The sequence below is a fragment of the Arthrobacter sp. BC5 genome, assembly GCF_056680255.1.
In genome coordinates, this window is record NZ_CM155273.1 from 2,922,582 (window position 1) to 2,938,485 (window position 15,904).

General features: G+C 65.4%; 15 protein-coding genes and 2 pseudogenes. 5 read left to right on the plus strand and 12 right to left on the minus strand.

All coding sequences use genetic code 11. The features are described 5' to 3' along the window. Nucleotides 1–250: 250 nt before the first annotated feature. The 6 genes and pseudogenes from AC1MFI_RS13665 to AC1MFI_RS13690 form a co-directional block, all read right to left on the minus strand. On the minus strand, nucleotides 251–1,066 hold the full coding sequence (locus AC1MFI_RS13665; RefSeq protein ID WP_479817548.1) for an N-acyl homoserine lactonase family protein: 816 nt from the start codon (nucleotides 1,064–1,066) through the stop codon (nucleotides 251–253). A 148-nt stretch (nucleotides 1,067–1,214) separates the two neighbouring features. Further along, a pseudogene (locus AC1MFI_RS13670) lies at nucleotides 1,215–2,374 on the minus strand (ISL3 family transposase); the annotation flags it as partial. A gap of 753 nt (nucleotides 2,375–3,127) precedes the next feature. After that, the gene (locus AC1MFI_RS13675; RefSeq protein ID WP_026821176.1) at nucleotides 3,128–3,430 is read right to left on the minus strand and encodes a putative quinol monooxygenase; all 303 of its coding nucleotides are present in this window, start codon (nucleotides 3,428–3,430) and stop codon (nucleotides 3,128–3,130) included. Nucleotides 3,431–3,434: 4 nt separating this feature from the next. Continuing rightward, nucleotides 3,435–3,995, minus strand: a complete 561-nt coding sequence (locus AC1MFI_RS13680; protein ID WP_479817549.1) for a type 1 glutamine amidotransferase domain-containing protein — start codon at nucleotides 3,993–3,995, stop codon at nucleotides 3,435–3,437. 1 nt (nucleotide 3,996) lies between these two features. Next, nucleotides 3,997–4,248 (minus strand): hypothetical protein, encoded by a 252-nt coding sequence (locus tag AC1MFI_RS13685; RefSeq protein ID WP_479817551.1) that lies wholly within the window; start codon nucleotides 4,246–4,248, stop codon nucleotides 3,997–3,999. Continuing rightward, nucleotides 4,152–4,805 (minus strand): zinc-binding dehydrogenase, encoded by a 654-nt coding sequence (locus AC1MFI_RS13690; protein ID WP_479817553.1) that lies wholly within the window; start codon nucleotides 4,803–4,805, stop codon nucleotides 4,152–4,154. Before AC1MFI_RS13690 ends, AC1MFI_RS13685 begins: the two co-directional genes overlap by 97 nt. Before the next feature lie 122 nt (nucleotides 4,806–4,927). On the opposite strand from AC1MFI_RS13690, the gene AC1MFI_RS13695 reads away from it, so the two are divergent. Continuing rightward, nucleotides 4,928–5,920 (plus strand): IS630 family transposase, encoded by a 993-nt coding sequence (locus tag AC1MFI_RS13695; protein ID WP_479820883.1) that lies wholly within the window; start codon nucleotides 4,928–4,930, stop codon nucleotides 5,918–5,920. A gap of 465 nt (nucleotides 5,921–6,385) precedes the next feature. On the opposite strand, the gene AC1MFI_RS13700 is transcribed toward AC1MFI_RS13695, so the two are convergent. Both AC1MFI_RS13700 and uvrA read right to left on the minus strand, forming a co-directional pair. After that, the gene (locus AC1MFI_RS13700) at nucleotides 6,386–6,535 is read right to left on the minus strand and encodes a hypothetical protein (protein ID WP_479817554.1); all 150 of its coding nucleotides are present in this window, start codon (nucleotides 6,533–6,535) and stop codon (nucleotides 6,386–6,388) included. A 210-nt stretch (nucleotides 6,536–6,745) separates the two neighbouring features. Continuing rightward, nucleotides 6,746–9,196: an excinuclease ABC subunit UvrA gene (uvrA, locus tag AC1MFI_RS13705; RefSeq protein WP_479817555.1), complete on the minus strand. Its 2,451-nt coding sequence runs from the start codon at nucleotides 9,194–9,196 to the stop codon at nucleotides 6,746–6,748. A gap of 44 nt (nucleotides 9,197–9,240) precedes the next feature. Here uvrA and AC1MFI_RS13710 point away from each other — a divergent pair, with 44 nt between their 5' ends. Beyond that, nucleotides 9,241–9,417, plus strand: a complete 177-nt coding sequence (locus AC1MFI_RS13710) for a hypothetical protein (RefSeq protein WP_479817556.1) — start codon at nucleotides 9,241–9,243, stop codon at nucleotides 9,415–9,417. Between the two features lie 242 nt (nucleotides 9,418–9,659). Here the strand turns inward: AC1MFI_RS13710 and AC1MFI_RS13715 are convergent. From AC1MFI_RS13715 to AC1MFI_RS13725, 3 genes and pseudogenes are all read right to left on the minus strand, one after another. Continuing rightward, nucleotides 9,660–10,280: pseudogene (locus tag AC1MFI_RS13715) on the minus strand (ABC transporter ATP-binding protein); the annotation flags it as partial. 513 nt (nucleotides 10,281–10,793) lie between these two features. Next, nucleotides 10,794–11,420, minus strand: coding sequence for a response regulator (locus AC1MFI_RS13720; protein WP_479817558.1), 627 nt, complete (start codon nucleotides 11,418–11,420; stop codon nucleotides 10,794–10,796). Further along, nucleotides 11,417–11,755 (minus strand): sensor histidine kinase, encoded by a 339-nt coding sequence (locus AC1MFI_RS13725; RefSeq protein WP_479817560.1) that lies wholly within the window; start codon nucleotides 11,753–11,755, stop codon nucleotides 11,417–11,419. The genes AC1MFI_RS13720 and AC1MFI_RS13725 overlap by 4 nt, the downstream gene beginning before the upstream one ends. Nucleotides 11,756–11,788: 33 nt before the next feature. Here AC1MFI_RS13725 and AC1MFI_RS13730 point away from each other — a divergent pair. Next, nucleotides 11,789–12,936, plus strand: a protein-coding gene (locus tag AC1MFI_RS13730) for an IS3 family transposase (RefSeq protein WP_479817562.1) whose coding sequence is annotated in 2 segments (ribosomal slippage) — nucleotides 11,789–12,062 and nucleotides 12,062–12,936 — 1,149 coding nt in all. Because the reading frame shifts where the segments join, the coding sequence is not laid out codon by codon here. A 26-nt stretch (nucleotides 12,937–12,962) separates the two neighbouring features. Here the strand turns inward: AC1MFI_RS13730 and AC1MFI_RS13735 are convergent. Further along, on the minus strand, nucleotides 12,963–13,865 hold the full coding sequence (locus AC1MFI_RS13735; protein ID WP_479817564.1) for a sensor histidine kinase: 903 nt from the start codon (nucleotides 13,863–13,865) through the stop codon (nucleotides 12,963–12,965). A gap of 170 nt (nucleotides 13,866–14,035) precedes the next feature. Here AC1MFI_RS13735 and AC1MFI_RS13740 point away from each other — a divergent pair, with 170 nt between their 5' ends. After that, entirely contained in the window at nucleotides 14,036–15,106 is a 1,071-nt protein-coding gene (locus AC1MFI_RS13740) for an FtsX-like permease family protein (protein WP_479817566.1), read from the plus strand. Further along, a complete protein-coding gene (locus AC1MFI_RS13745) occupies nucleotides 15,103–15,795 on the plus strand; it encodes an ABC transporter ATP-binding protein (protein WP_479817568.1) in 693 nt (230 codons plus the stop codon). Before AC1MFI_RS13740 ends, AC1MFI_RS13745 begins: the two co-directional genes overlap by 4 nt. Nucleotides 15,796–15,904: the final 109 nt, after the last annotated feature.

The following is a 15,904-nucleotide window of genomic DNA, read 5'->3' on the forward strand; positions in this document are numbered from 1 at the left end:
CTCGTGGTCTCCGTTCCGCACGCCTTGCCAGCTGCGGGGCATCTGGTCCCGTGAGGGCCCGGCGTCAGCCCGGCCGCCGATCTTCACGGTACTGGGTCGGCGTTGGGTGGGAGCCGTGCAGATGGGGCACTCGGGGTTCTCGGAGAGCATGGATTGCACGCCGGCCTCGAACCGGTGTCCCTCCGTGCAGCTGAAGTCATACAGGATCATGGCTTCCTTTCGTAACGGAAACTGATGGGGACCGTCGGGCTCAGCTGTAGTAACCATCCGGTGCGTACCGCAGCTCTTTAGCTTGGCCGGCGTCGTGGCCGAAGATGACCTCGGCTCCTGTCCGGTCCGCGATTCTGCGCAGTTTTTCCACGGATTCGAGCCACTTCAGGTTGTCCCACACAATGGCCGCGCCCACTGCGGGTGGACCCCAGCTCTCTCCGAGGTACACGGCATCGGAGGTGAAAATCTTCGTGCCCTCCTTTGGCAGGTCGAGCTGCAGCGACATGGTCCCCCAGGTGTGGCCGGGTGTTTCAATCACGCTGACACCTGGCACGATTTCGGCGTCACCGCTTATCGGTTCAAGATTCAGCCCTTGAAAGTCGCTCACCAGGTGGGCACCCTTGGAAGGGCCGCCGATGGCACGGACGCCCTCGATCTCATTACTGTTCGCGATGATGCGTGTCTTGCCGTTGTTGAACATTTGGGCATTGGCCGCGTGGTCGAAATGCAGGTGGGAGAGCACCAAAATATCGATGTCATCCGGTGTCAGTTCAAGCGCTGCGAGGGAGCTGTCCAAGTAACCGGGCCCATCCACGGGCTCGCGAACGGGGAAGAAGTCCTGGAAACCAGTGGGTACCCAGCGCTCCTCCCAGTCACGGGGGACTCCCGTGTCCCAGAGGATACGACCTTCGGGATGTTCGATCAGTACTGCGTGAGTGGGACAGTCTCCCCAGACGACAGGATCGTCCTTGTGATGACGGTCCCGAATGGTGTGGCCCCCTTTGAGGAGAAGCCACGTAAGGTCCGTCTCCATGACTCCCGTCTGGAGTACATGAACCCGCATTTCATCGGTCATGACAACCACCTTTGCTTGTCGTACGGTGCCCTACTGCGCCGCGCCTTTCAGCAATGATTCCGCAATTATCAGAGCCTGGCTATATGGTCCGGGGCTATAGTTCCCCCCTGAATATGTTAAGCGGCGCCATAGGTTTCCCTATATGGGCTCATCCCAATCCAGGGTGTAGTCGGGGTCTGAACCCGCCGGTCTCGAGCAGGCTCCTGGCGATGTAGTTGGTCAGGTTGCGGAAGCCCAGAGCCGAGCCGCGGAGATGCTCGAGGCGTCCGTTCATGGCCTCGGTCGGGCCGTTGCTGGTGCCGGGGCGGTCGAAGTAGGCCAGCACGTCCTCGGCCCGCTTCGTCAACGTTCGCCCGAGCGTGCGGAGCTCGATGAGAGGGGTCGGGACGCCGGCGGTGACGGACTCGATCAGCTTGGTCATGAGCTGCTTGCCGCGGCTGCGGTCGGCTCTCGGTAGGCGCCGATCATGCGCTGGTAGATGCCCCAGGTGGCCTCGACCTGGACGTGGTCCTCGACTCCGAACAGCGCCGTGAGCCGCTGGCGCTGCCGGTCGGTGAGCAGGTCGTGGCCGGTGTGCAGGGTCCGGCGGGCCCGGTAGAGCGGGTCGTCCTTGCGGCCGCGGTGACCATGCAGGTCCTGCTGGACCCGACGCCGGCAACGGTCCAGCGCGTCGCCCGCGAGACGGACCACGTGGAACGGATCCATCACCGCCACGGCCTCGGGCAGCTCTTCGGTGGTGGCTGTCTTGAAGCCGGTGAACCCGTCCATGGCGACTACCTCCAGGCCGTCGTGCCAGGCCTTCGGACGCTCGGCGAGCCAGGTCTTGAACGCCTGCTTGGAGCGGCCCTCGACCATGGCCAGCAGCCGCGACGGGCCCGTCCTGTCGCGCACGGGCGTGAGGTCGATGACGACGGTCACGAACTTGTCGCCGCGGCGGGTATGTCGCCAGACGTGCTCATCGACGCCAATGACAGCGACGCCGTCAAAGCGGTCGGGTATGTCGATGAGGACCCGCTGGCCTTCGGCGAGGACGGCGTCGTTGGCGGTGTCCCAGGACACTGCAAGTGCCTCGGCGAGGCGGGCGACGGTGAGGTGCTGGCAGACCAGCCCAACCAGGGCCCAGCGCAGCGCGGTCCGGGACAGCTTGGTGCGCGGTTCGGCGGCGCGGCTGGTGTCTTGGCGCCAGACGTGGCCGCAGCCGGTGCACCTGTAGCGGCGGATCGTGATCAATAGCGTCGTGGGGCGCCAGCCCAACAGCTCGTGCGCCAACCGTCGGGTCACGCTGTCCCGCGGGCTGCCTTCGCATCCGTACAACCAGAGATGCCAAGCACCTACATCTAAGCACTCTTAGCAACGGGGCGACAGGGGGGGCGACAAGACTCAGCTAAGCACCCGCGAAACACCCTCGGTCAAGTACGCCCATAACACCAAAACATGGAAGCATCAGATCTCTCTGACTCGGCAGCGCCTTGGAATCGTCCTGAACACTGCGCAGTTCCGGCAGCCGATCCTCCAATCGCAAGGCGCGCGGACAGGGCGTCAGCGCATCTCGGCCAGTGACCCATGGAAGTCTTGCCCACAGACCCTTCTCGACTCGGTCAAAGCTGCGGCGTAGCGTCGATTGCTTTCGGGTGTGAGTCGTGATTGCGCGTGGGGATCCTAGACACCGGGTCTCGGCTGGTAAGGAGGACCCTGGCCTCCATCGCGTGCGGCATCCGGCTCGGCCCATCACCGGGTGCCACGCGAGCAGCTGGTCTGAGTACGGTGGCCTTGCGGTGGACGTTCTCGTTGTCTCTGTTGTGACAGGTCAGGTCCCAGTCGTCGTAGTCGTACATGCCCTCGGCACCCTCGATGGCGTCCCCGATGAGGGAGTGACCGACCCGTTGCTCGCGGCCGTCCACCAAATTTTCGTTGGTGATGTCAGTTCCTCCAATACAAGCATCTGCAACTGGTGTAGTGAAGGGCCGCTGCGGCGTCGCCGCTCGGGCTGCGTGAGCCGGACGTCGGCGCATTCGTGCAGCGGCCCTTCTGCTCCTAGGCCCCGCAACCGGGTGTCGTGATTCAGGTGGGGAGCTTGGAGGCCTGTACGTCGAGCTTGTCGATCGTGGGTTCGGAGAACAACGTGCCGGTCTGCTCGCCGAGGGCCGCCGCGACCGGACCCGACAAGTGCGTCTCGCGGCCGGCCTCGTCGGGAAACACGTCGAAGATCCCGAACGAGGAAGGCCCGAGCCGGATCCCGAACCACGCGATGGTTGCCGGCTCCTGGTTCACCAGCGTGAGGCCTGCGTCGAGGAACTCCTTCACCTCGTCCTCCTTGCCGGGGAGGGCGTCGAAGCGGACCAATAAGCCCTTGGTCACGGTCATGATGTCACCTTTCTTCGGTCGTGCTGTACGCGAACTCGTACACGATGGTATCGCAGAACGCGGGCAGGTCATCGGGTGAGCGGCTGGTGGTCAGGTTGCCCTCGACCACCAGCTCCTGGTCGAGGACCTCTGCGCCAGCGTTGCGCAGGTTGGTGCGGATGCTCGGGAAGGACGTCAGGGCGCGTCCGGCGACCACGCCGACCTCGATCAACGTCCAGGGACCGTGGCAGATCGCCGCCACCGGGCTGCCGCTGTCGACGAAGTCGCGGACGAACGCGACTGCGTCCTGGTCGACCCGGAGTTGGTCGGGGTTCACCGTCCCGCCGGGAAGCAGCAGCGCGTGGTAGTTGGCCACCAAGGCGTCGGTGACCAGCCCGTCGACGGTGAACGTGCCCGCCGCGTCCAGGTCATTGTCGCGGGCCTGGATCTCGCCGTCATGGACGGACAACAGGTCGGTCTGGGCGCCGGCCCGGTCCAGTGCCTCGCGAGGTTGCTCGAGCTCGACGCGTTCCACCCCGTCTGCGGCGAGGATCGCGACCCTCTTGCCTCGCAGCGTCTCGGCCATCTCAGCTCACCCGCGTTCCGGTCGACATTCCGGGCTTGATGACGACCTTTGTCCAGCCCTCGGACCTGGAATCGAAGTTCTCGTAGGCGTCGACAGCCTGGTCCAGCGGGATCTCGTGGGAAACGATCCACGACGGGGTCGCCTTGCCGGCCGCGATCAGGTCGCGCGGCCGGCGGTTGTACTTCTTGACCGGGGCCTGGCCGTTGCCGATGGTCTGCCCCTTGAACCAGTGCGTGCCGAAGTCGACGGCCACCTTGCCCTGCTTGGCCAGGTCGTCCTTCCCGCCTGGGTCTTGAGGGACGAACACGCCGACGGTGCCGATCCCCCGGTGAAGCGGACGGAGTTGATGAGCATGTTCAAGGTGGCGGCTGGGTCCTCGTTGCCCTGCGGATCGTGGGCCTGGTAGCCCACGCACTCGCACTCGCAACCACGATCGGCTCCGAGACCCATCGTCTCGTCCAGCACGGCCTGCACGGGGTCGGTCTTGGAGTCATCGATGACCAGAGCGCCGATCTGCTCCGCCAGGGCGAGCCGGTCGGGGTGGCGATCGACCACCATCACCTTGGCGGCGCCCTTGATGGTCGCGGACAGGGCGGCCATCAGTCCCACCGGACCTGCCCCGGCGATCACGACGCTGTCGCCCGGGATCACACCGGCCATCTCTGGCGCGTGGTAGCCGGTGGGGAAGATGTCGGAGAGCATGACGTAGTCGTTCTCCTTCTCCTCCGCATCCTCACCCAGGCGCAGCGAGTTGTGGTCGCCGAAGGGCACCCGGAGCAGCTCCGCCTGCCCGCCGCCGTAGGGGCCCACGTCGGCAAAGCCGTAGGCCGCACCCGCGAACGTCGGCTCCGGCTGGGTGGTCAGGCAGTAGTTGGTCAGCCCGCGTTCGCAGTTCTTACAGAATCCGCACGAGATGTTGAAGGTCCACGGCGATCCGTGCCGGCCTGACGATGAGGGCTCGGATCGTGCTTCTCGCGTCGGAGGGAGTCGCGAACACGCGGATCGCGGCCGAGGTGGGAACGACGACGACATCGGTGTGGAAGTGGCGGAACCGGTATGCCGAGGCTGGCCTGGCGGGGCTGGTCGACGCGTCGCGGTCGGGGAGGCCGAAGCACGTCGATGACGAGCGGATCATCTCGGCGACGCTGCAGCCGCCGCCGAAGAAGTATGCGGTGACGCATTGGTCGTGCCGGCTGCTGGCCGGTCATCTGAAGATCGGGAACGCGACGGTCGCGCGGGCGTGGCGCAAGTACGGGGTGCAGCCGTGGCGGAGCGGGACGTTCAAGTTCTCCACCGACCCCGAACTGGTCTGCGAGGTCACCGATGTGATCGGCCTGTACTTGGCGCCGCCGGAGAACGCGATCGTGCGGTGCGTGGATGAGAAGAGCCAGATCCAGGCGTTGGATCGGACCGCGCCGATGCTGCCGATGCGGATCGGAGACACCGAGAAGCACACCCACGACTACAAACGGCATGGCACGACGACCCTGTTCGCAGCATTGGAGATCGCGACCGGGCACGTCACCGGGGCGGTCAAGCCCAAGCACCGCCGGCAGGAGTTCCTGGCCTTTCTGCGTCAGCTCGATCGCGCCTACCCGGAGCAGGATCTGCACCTCGTGATGGACAACTACGCCACCCACAAGACCCCCGAGGTGAAGGCGTGGCTGGAGAAACACCCGCGCTTCCACGTGCACTTCACCCTGACATCGGGGTCGTGGCTGAACCTCGTCGAGGTCTGCTTCGGGATCATCGACAAGCAGGCCATCCGCCGCGGCGTCTTCACGAGTATGAAAGACCTCAACGCGAAGATCCGGCAATTCATCACCGGCTGGAACGACCGCAAACATGCCTTCGTCTGGACCAAGACCGCCGGTGAGAGCCTCAAGAAAGCGAACCATCAACCAACTTCAGAAACGCGACACTAGCGGCACGCGCCTGGCGACTCCGCCGCGCACCCAGTCGCTGAGCTCGCCGCACGACCCACCCCAACCCGCCATGCCCCGTGCCTTCACTCGGCGCCGGTGGGACGCGAACGACGACGTGGTGGCGGCGGGCCTGCGAGCTGACTGCGCGCCACGACCAGGTCCTCACCGAGCTCACCGCACACTTGGTCGTTCCGCGCCTCCTGCGGACTTTCCACCAGGACGCCCCGGGAGTGCGGTGCTCCTGCGGCAGGAGGCCCGCAGAAGATTCTCCGCGACCTGATGACCGGTGCGTCCGAGCTGGCCGTCACGTCGATGCGTCCACCGGGCGCGCTCGGCTGGATCCAGCTCCAGCAGAAGCGACTGATGCTGATCAGTTCGCTCGACCCACCGGCTGCGCAACCTACGCCGGGTCGGACTCCACGAGCTCGCCGGGAAGGAACTCGTGACGACGCCGGTCGGCTTCGGCTACCGCTCGCTGGTCGAGGGCTCATTGCCGAGGCCGGTGTCGCCCGCCGCAGCTCCTTCGAAAGCGGTGACCTCGCCACCATCGAGGGACTGGTCGCGTCGAGACTCGGTGTGGGTCAGGCGGTCCGGCACCATCGGGCTCGCGCTCACGACGCCCGGCGGCGCGTCGTACGGTCGGCCTGACCTGGCATGACGACGTCGAACTGGCGCCCGCGGCCGCTCGGTTCCTGGCGTTCGTCGTTCAGAACAAGACGTTCCCGGAGTGAGGTGTCAGATCACGAGCGCGGCGATCAGTCCGGGCGACGAGACGGGCGGCGTCGGACGCTGCGTAGAAGTCGCTGATGATGCTCGGGATCTGGCTCATGAGTCTGCTTGTGGTTGCTGCGCCAGGCGGCGCGCAAGGTACGGCGCGGTGGCACTGCCCTCGGTCGAGGCGACGTCGGTGGGGGTGCCGGTGGCGACCACCCTTCCACCCGCATCGCCGCCGCCGGGGCCGAGGTCGATGACCCAGTCGGCGGTGGCGATCGTGTCGAGGTCGTGCTCGACGAGGACGACGGTGTTGCCGGCCTCGACGAGCAGGTGCAGTTGTCGCAGCAGCAGGGCGATGTCGGCAGGGTGGAGGCCTGCCGTCGGTTCGTCGAGCAGGTACAGCGCGTGGCCGCGGCGTGCTCGCTGGAGCTCGGTGGCCAGCTTGATACGTTGCGCCTCACCGCCGCTGAGCTCCGTCGCGGGCTGACCCAGCCGCAAGTAGCCCAGCCCCACCTCGCGCAGCGTCTCGAGGCTCCGGGAGGCCGCGGGGACGTCGGCGAGGAACGTGGCCGCGTCGTCGACCGTCATCGCCAGCACGTCGGCGATGGTCTTGCCCTGGTAGGTCACTTCCAGCGTCTCGGGGTTGTAGCGGGAGCCATGACAGGTCGGGCACGCCGCGTAGGTGCCCGGCAGGAACAACAGCTCGACAGCCACGAAGCCCTCGCCTTGACAGGTCTCGCACCGGCCCTCGGCGACGTTGAAGGAGAACCGACCGGCGCCATAGCCGCGGGCCTTCGCCTCGTCCGTCGCGGCGTACAGCTTGCGCACCGCGTCGAACATCCCCGTGTACGTCGCCAGATTGGACCGCGGCGTGCGCCCGATGGGGCGCTGGTCGACCAGGACGAGACGGTCGAACGACTCGAGCCCCGACGCGTCCTCCACGTCGACCTCGAGGTCGGCCTGGTCGGGGTCCTCGGGGGCCAGACCGAGGTGGCAGCGCACGAGCTCGGCGAGCACCTGCGTGACCAGCGTCGACTTGCCGGATCCGGAGACCCCGGTGACGGCCGTCAGCACGCAGAGCGGGATGTCGACCGAGACGTCGGTGAGGTTGTGGCGCGAGACGCCGCGCAGGTGCAGGTGGCCGTGAGGGGTCCGCGGGGTGTGGTCGAGGGGCTCGGCGCGCCCGAACAGGTACTGGCTCGTGGCGGACTCCTTGACGGCTTCCAGGCCGGCCACCGGGCCGCTGTAGAGCACCCGACCACCGCCTTCCCCGGCGCCCGGCCCGATGTCGACGACCCAGTCGGCGCGTCGTACGACGTCCATGTCGTGCTCGACCACGAAGAGCGAGTTGCCCGACGCCTTGAGTCGGGCCAGCACGTCGAGCAGCGGCTCGGCATCGGCCGGGTGCAGGCCGGCCGAGGGCTCGTCCAGCACGTACACGACGCCGAACAGGCCGGACCGCAGCTGGGTCGCGATGCGTAGGCGCTGGGCCTCGCCGGGCGACAGGGTCGTCGAGGAGCGGCCGAGACTGAGGTAGCCCAGGCCGAGGTCGAGCAGCACCTCGACCCGCGCGACCAGGTCGGCGCAGATCCGCACCGCTACCTCGTTGGACTCCTCGGGCAGCTCGGCGACGGGCCGCAGGAGGGCGACCACTTCGGCGAACGACATCGCGTTGACCTCGGCGATGGAGCGGCCGGCGACGGTGATCGCGAGCGCCTCCGGCCGCAGCCCGCTGCCGTGGCATTCCGGACAGGGCACGCTCCGCACGAACCGCAGCGCCCGTTCGCGCATCCGCTCGCTCGTGGAGTCGGCGAGCACGTGCATGACGTGCTTGCGGGCGCTCCAGAACTTGCCGTAGTAGCCGTGGTCGACGCGGTCACGTTGTGGCTTGATCAGCACGGACGGCTGCTCGTCGGTGTAGAGCAGCCAGTCCCGGTCCTTCTTCTTCAGCCTGCTCCACGGCTTCTCGATGTCGATGCCGAGACCGCTGACGATGCTGCGCAGGTTGGCGCCCTGCCAGGCACCGGGCCAGGCGGCGATCGCGCCGTCGCGGATGCTCAGCGACGGGTCCGGGACGAGGAGGTCCTCGGCCACGTCGTGCACGACGCCCAGCCCGTGGCATCGCAGGCAGGCGCCGGCGGCGGTGTTGGGCGAGAAGGCCTCGGCAGCCAGGTGAGCGGCACCCTCCGGGTAGGTCCCGGCGCGCGAGTAGAGCATCCGCAGGAGGTTCGACAGCGTCGTGATCGTGCCGACCGTCGACCGGGAGCTCGGCGCACCACGCCGCTGCTGGAGGGCCACGGCCGGCGGGAGTCCGGTGATCTCCTCCACTTGCGGCGCACCGACCTGTTGCAGTAGCCGACGGGCGTACGGCGCGACCGACTCGAAGTAGCGGCGCTGCGCCTCGGCATAGAGCGTGCCGAACGCGAGAGACGACTTGCCGGATCCGGAGACCCCGGTGAAGGCGACCATGGCGTCGCGCGGGATGTCGACGTCGACGTCGCGCAGGTTGTGCTCACTGGCGCCCCGCACGTGCACGAAGGTGTCGCTCGGGTCGTAGGTCACCAGTCATCTTAACCCCCTGCGCCCTGGGGGGAGAATCCCTGGACATGACCTCCTACCGGTTCCTGGACGCCATGGGTGACGTGGTGGAGGAGGGCGACTTCGAGGACCACACCGCAGTGCTCGCCTGGGCGAGGGACAGCGACCACGACGAGGACGTGCAACGGGTCGAGTACCTCGGGCCGCAGCGCGACTGGCGCTGGGCGGGTCCACTGCTCGACTGACGTCCTAGGCCATCGAGGGCGCCGAGGGAATGTACGCGTGCGGCGACGGGGAACTGGCACATGACCAGCCGCTGGCGTGGCCCTCTCGCTCGAAGGCAGGTGGCCGTAGAAGTGGGCCGTCACCAGCCGGTGGAGCGTCCCGGTGGCAAGGGCAGGTCCAGCGCATCGCCGAGGACCACCACCCCTCCCGCAAGTCGCGGCTGGGCCACTCGGGCCATCGCCGGCTCTGGTCGAGTCCCACCGGCCAGAATTCTGCCTCGGCCGATCACAATGAGCCGGTCGGCGGTCTGAGCCATCTCGCTCATGAGGTGCGATGACAACAACACGGTTCGGCCCTCGGCGGCCAGGTCCCTCATCAACGTCCTCACCCACCGGACACCCTCCGGGTCCAAGCCGTTTACTGGTTCATCAAGAATGATCGTCGCTGGATCGCCGAGTAGGGCAGTAGCTATACCTAGCCGTTGGCTCATCCCGAGCGAGAATCCGCCGACACGCTTATCTGCGACCGAATCGAGTCCAGCCAGGCCAATCACTTCACGCACCCGAGAAGCTTCAATACGGTGCGTGGCAGCGATCGCAAGTAAGTGCTTGTAGGCCGAGCGCCCACCATTGACCGCCTTCGCGTCCAACAACACGCCCACCTCCCGCAACGGCGCTCGGTGCTCGTGGTAAAGACGCCCATTCACGCTCACCCAGCCTGCAGTTGGCCGGTCCAGACCGACGATCATCCTCATCGTCGTTGATTTCCCTGCCCCATTCGGACCCAGGAAACCTGTTACTTGACCAGGTCTGACCATGAAGTCAATAGCATCAACTGCAACCTTGCTCCCGTAACGTTTCACAAGAGCTTCTGCCACGATCATGTTCTCTTCTTTCGCATACCGACCACGCTAGGCACGTTCGCCAACGAACACATCGGACCTCAGTCCCGCCTTCGTGCACCACCCAGTACCTGAGTACTGCATGAAGGCTCAACCACTACGGTGGCCCCAATCGGTCAAGGCGCCGCCAGCTGTTTCGACGGTTAGACGGTCTCGTTCCAGCAATCCATGGCGATGCCGACCACTACTCTGGATCGGAATGCTTCAACTCACTTCTTATGCGCACCCGGCAAGAGTCCCCTCGTTCACCTCGAGTACCAAAGAAGTGTGTGAGACAGCGCGCGATCGTCCGTTCCATGGAAGTTGCCTTAAAAAGCATCAGGTCCTCAACTCACGATGAAGGCCCCGGTCAGCGAGGCCTGAAGGGACAGCGTGCTGTAGATAGAAATTGCAGCGCAGTGCTTTCAGAACGAGAGTCGAATAACAGGACGCGACCCGAGAACTGCTGCCTCTGTACATCCCCTATGCGATCGATCACGGGACTGGATCTACGACTTAGCGCAGAATGCCTTTGGTGCGGGCGGTAGCCACAGCGGCGGTGCGGGAAGTCACGTCGAGCTTGGAGAAAATATGCGAGAGATGCGACTTCACGGTGGGTTCGCTGATGTAGAGGCTCGCGGCGATGTCGCTGTTCGAGTGTCCGGTGCTGACGAGTTCGAGTACCTCGATCTCCCGTGAACTGAGGCTGATACCAGGAGCACGGAGACGATTGAGGAGCCGGGAGGTGATGACTGGCGCGAGGGCGCTTTCGCCGGCGGCGGCGGCCCTGACCGCGGCCACTAACTCGTGGGGCGGTGCGTCTTTGAGGAGGTAACCGCTGGCGCCGGCTTCGACGGCGCCGAGGATGTCGGCGTCGGAGTCGTAGTTCGTCAGGACCAGGACGTAGGGAGCGGCTTCCAGGGAGCGAATGCGCCGGGTGGCGTCCGCGCCGGTGGACGTTGCCCGGGTACCGAACTGGAGGTCCATGAGAACGACGTCGGGACTCTCTCGCTGGACGGCAGCTACGGCTTCGTCAGGGGAGGCAGCCTCCGCGATGACGTCCAGGTCGTTTTCGAGGCTGAAGAGAGCGATCAGGCCGGCCCGGACGATCGGGTGGTCGTCGGCGATAACGATCCTGATCATGGTGCGTCCTGCAGTGAGAGCTCGACGGTGAGGTGTGTGCCGCGCCCGGGAGCGGTGTCGAGGGCCAGGGTGCCACCGAGCTGTTCCACGCGTTCTTGGGTGGCTCGAAGCCCGAACGAATCCGACGTTTGTGTGGTCTCCTTGGCGAGGATGTTGGGGTTGAACCCTGTTCCGTCATCGACGATGGTGAACCGGAGTACGCTGTCATCGATTGCCAGTGTGATTGTGGCGGTAGCAGCGTTTGCGTGTTGCAGAACATTCGCGATGGCCCCCTGGGCGATCCGTAGCTGGTTGGGTCCCCGGGTAGGAGTCCAGTGGTTGTGTGAGTTTCGCATCCGATAATGGGTGCAGGAGGAGATTCACGAATCATGGCACGCAGACACACCCCGGAGCAGGTCATCGCGAAGGTCCGGCAAGGCCAGAAGATGCTCAATGACGGCCGGCCGATGGTCGAGGTCATCAAGGAACTCCAGGTCACCGAGGCGACCTGGTACCGGTGGCTGAACCAGTACGGGTCCGAGAAGAACGCCGAGACCTCGAAGCGGACCAGGGAGTTGGAGAAGGAGAACGCACGGCTGAAGAAGTTGCTGGCCGACCAGATCCTCGCCAACGACATCCTCAGCGAGGTGGCGAAGGGAAAATTCTGAGCCCCGAACCCCGACGCCGTGCCGTGCGCATGGCGCAGGAGAAGTTCGGGGCGTCCGAACGCTTCGCCTGTAGGGTGCTGGGCCAGAACAGGTCCGCGCTGCGCAAGGGCCGCCCGGAGACCAGCTTCGAGGAAGCCCAGTTACGCGCCGATCTGCGGTCGGTCGCGGTGAAGCATCCGGCGTGGGGGTGGCGGAAAGCCCGGTGGCACCTGCTCACCCAGCCACGCTGGGACGGGGCGGTGTTGAACACCAAGCGGATCCGCCGACTCTGGCGCCTCGAGGGGCTGACCTGCAAGCCCAAGGCGAGGAAGAAACGCAGGACAGGGCCCGGCGCCGGGGAACACAAACGCCTCACAGCTCAGTACCCGATGCATGTGGTCAGCTTCGACTTCCAGTCCGACGTGACCTCCTGCGGCCGGCATATCCGGTTCTTCAACGTCATCGACGAATACACCCGCACCGCCTTGGCGATCATCCCGCGCCGGTCCTTCACCGCCACGGACGTCGTCGCCGTGTTGGAGGACGTCATCGCCGAAACCGGGATCACCCCGACCTACGTGCGCTCGGACAACGGACCCGAATTCACGGCCGCCGCCCTGACCGCCTGGTGCAACACGGCCGGGGTGGGCACCGCGTTCATCGACCCCGGATCACCCTGGCAGAACGGGTTCGCGGAGTCCTTCAACGCCCAATTCAGACGGGAACAACTCACCGGAGAAATCATCGACACCATGGCCGAAGCCAGCTACCTCGCCCAGGAATGGAAGGACATTTACAATCATGAACGGCCCCACGGATCCCTCGACGGAATGACACCCTCGACATACTGGAAACGCTGGACCGCAGACAACCAACGAGCTATCGCATAGCCACTGGACTGCCAACGGGGACCCAATCATAGCAACGCGGTCTGCAAATGCATCGGCAGGATGACCGTGTCGGATACCCGCACCCGAACCTCGAGCCCCTGAGTGGCCCATTGGGTGGCTGCGAGTCTGCGGAGGGCGCCCCCCAGCCCGTCATCGTCGAGGTTGGGTGGGGTGAGTTCCCGGATGAATCGACGTGTGTCGGCCAGGCTTGCAGCCGCAGTTTTCCGCGCCAATCGAACGTGTTCGATTCCTGGCCGGTCGGGGTTCAACCGTTCGGCGGCGTGGAGCAGCATCTGGATGCTGGAGAGTCCCTGGGCGACGGTGTCATGAATTTCCCGGGCCAGGCGGGACCTCTCTGCGAGTACTCCTGCTTCGTGTTCGGTCGCGGCGAGCTGGTCGCGGGTGGTCAAGAGTTCCCTCACCAGTGCCTCTCGGTGCTCTGCTTCGCGGGCAAGTGCCTGGTATCCGAATCCGATGAGCAGGGCCACGGCTGCGCCGACGAAGGGGCCGACGACCCCTCCGACGGTCCAGCCACTGTGGACACCCAGAGCGCTGACCGCGACGAGTGTCGAGGCGATGATCGCTGCTGTGCCCCACCTGCGACCCAGCAAATGAAGGTAGAGAAAGAACAGGGGAAAGACCAGGTAGGCGGCATCAGGGCTGAGCGTCAGCAAGACAACCCAGAGCACCGATAGGATACCCAACCAGACGCTGGCCGGTGTGTTCGGTAGTGGACGTGATGGTCGGAGGACGACGGCCCCGAGGCAGTACACGCCTATCAGGACGATGGTCAGCACGATGGTGGCCAAAGCTGTGTCGGTGGGAACGAGGACTGCGCGGGCGAGGACCACGATGGCGAGGACGAGGAACAGGGTGTGCAGGCCGGTGCGCAGGCCCAGGAAGACCGGGGTCAGAGCAGTGTGGGCCATGATCTGAATGCTACGCGCGCGCCAGGTCCGGCTCATCGTCCGAAAGTACGACCAGGGAAGCATCCTTACCGTCAGCAGGAAGCAACCGGGAGACCGATGAACGCGCGGGCGCGTAACGGCAGAGTTGAACCTGTCACCGAATCCGGTGGCAGGAAAGGAAAAAGAACACCATGTTCGTCGCGCTACGCGATCTTCGCTTCGCCCGGGGACGATTCGTCCTCATCGGCTCTGTCGTCGCTCTCATCACCGTCCTCGTCGGTTTCCTCAGTGGTCTGACAGGAGGCCTGGCCACCCAGAACGTATCGGCTGTCCTTGCCCTCTCCGCAGACCGAATCGTTTTCTCGTCCCCGGATGGTATTGCCGGTGAGCCGACGTTCTCCGACTCTGCTATCACCGAGCAGCAGGCCCGTTCGTGGGCCGCAACCGGAGGCGTCGCCGCTGCTGAGCCGGTAGGAATCAGCCAGACCCGCGCGGAGACCGGCACCACTCGTGTGGCGGTAGCCGTGTTCGGTGTCGAGCCAGGGTTTGATGCCGTCGCACCTACCGAGGACGGATTCCTGTCCCTGTCGGAGCCGGCCGCGAAGGACCTTGAGGTGGTGACCGGCGACAGCGTCACGATCGCCGGCACTTCCTACATTGTTGAGACGGTCAGCGGTGACGACTGGTATAGCCACACCCCCGTCATCCAGATGACCCTCAACGACTGGCAGTCATACTCGACGACCACCGGTAACCCTGACGCCTACGCCACCGTCCTCGCCGTGACCGGCGACCCCGACTGGGCCGCCGCGGACAGCACCAACGACACCGTTTCCGAATCGACTTTGAGTTCCCTGACCGCCCTGAGTGCGTTCCGGTCCGAGATCGGGTCCCTCCTGCTCATGATCGGCATGCTGTTCGGTATTTCTGGACTGGTCATCGGAGCGTTCTTCACCGTCTGGACCATGCAGAGGAAAGCTGACATCGCAGTCCTCAAAGCCCTCGGAGCCAGCACCCGATCTCTTGTTCGGGACGCGCTCGGACAAGCGCTCATCGTGCTGGTCCTGGGCATCGGTCTCGGCCTCGGGATCGTCGCCCTTCTCGGCGCCCTCGCCGGATCCGCGCTGCCCTTCCTCCTCAGCCCGCTCACCACAGCACTCCCGGGCATCATCATGACCGCCCTCGGACTGGCCGGGGCAGCATTTGCCCTGCGCTCTGTCACCTCCGCCGACCCCCTCACCGCGCTAGGAAGCAACCGATGATCCGCCTGAACAACATTACCCTGACCTTCCCCGACGGGGACAGCACCATCACAGCCGTCGACCACGTAACCCTCGCCGGTCATCCCGGCACGGTCACCGGTATCACCGGACCCAGCGGCTCCGGAAAGTCCAGCCTCCTCGCTGTCGCAGCGACGCTCATCCGACCAACCTCCGGGCACGTCCTCATCAACGACACCGACGCCACACACCTGACCCTGCAGCAAGCAACAGAGCTCAGGCGCACCAGCATCGGCATCGTGTTCCAGCAGTCCAACCTCGTCCCCTCCCTCACCGCGCGGGAACAACTGACCGTCATGAACGAACTCGGCGCCCGGAACAGCAGGAGCAACCGGGCACAAGCCGCGGCTCGTGCCGGTGAGCTCCTGGACGCGGTCGGTCTCACCGATCAGGCAGACAAACGCCCCCACCAGCTTTCCGGCGGGCAACGCCAACGCATCAACATCGCGCGCGCCCTCATGAATGATCCCAGCGTGCTCCTGGTCGATGAGCCCACTAGCGCCCTCGATCAGGAACGCGGCGCCAGCATCATCGATCTCATCCTGCGTCTGACCGACGAACTGAACACCTCGACCCTGCTCGTCACCCACGACCTCATCCATCTCCCCCGCATGCATGGAGTGGTGAACCTCGTCGACGGACGCCTCGTCGAGATGGCGTCAACTGCCTAGAACTATCATGGTCTGATTTTCAGGGAGCTCTGACTGCAGCATCCTCTCAACAGCCGGGTACCACCTCGCCTTCCTCCTGCGAGGCAAGTGGAAGGTGAGGTGGGGGGAG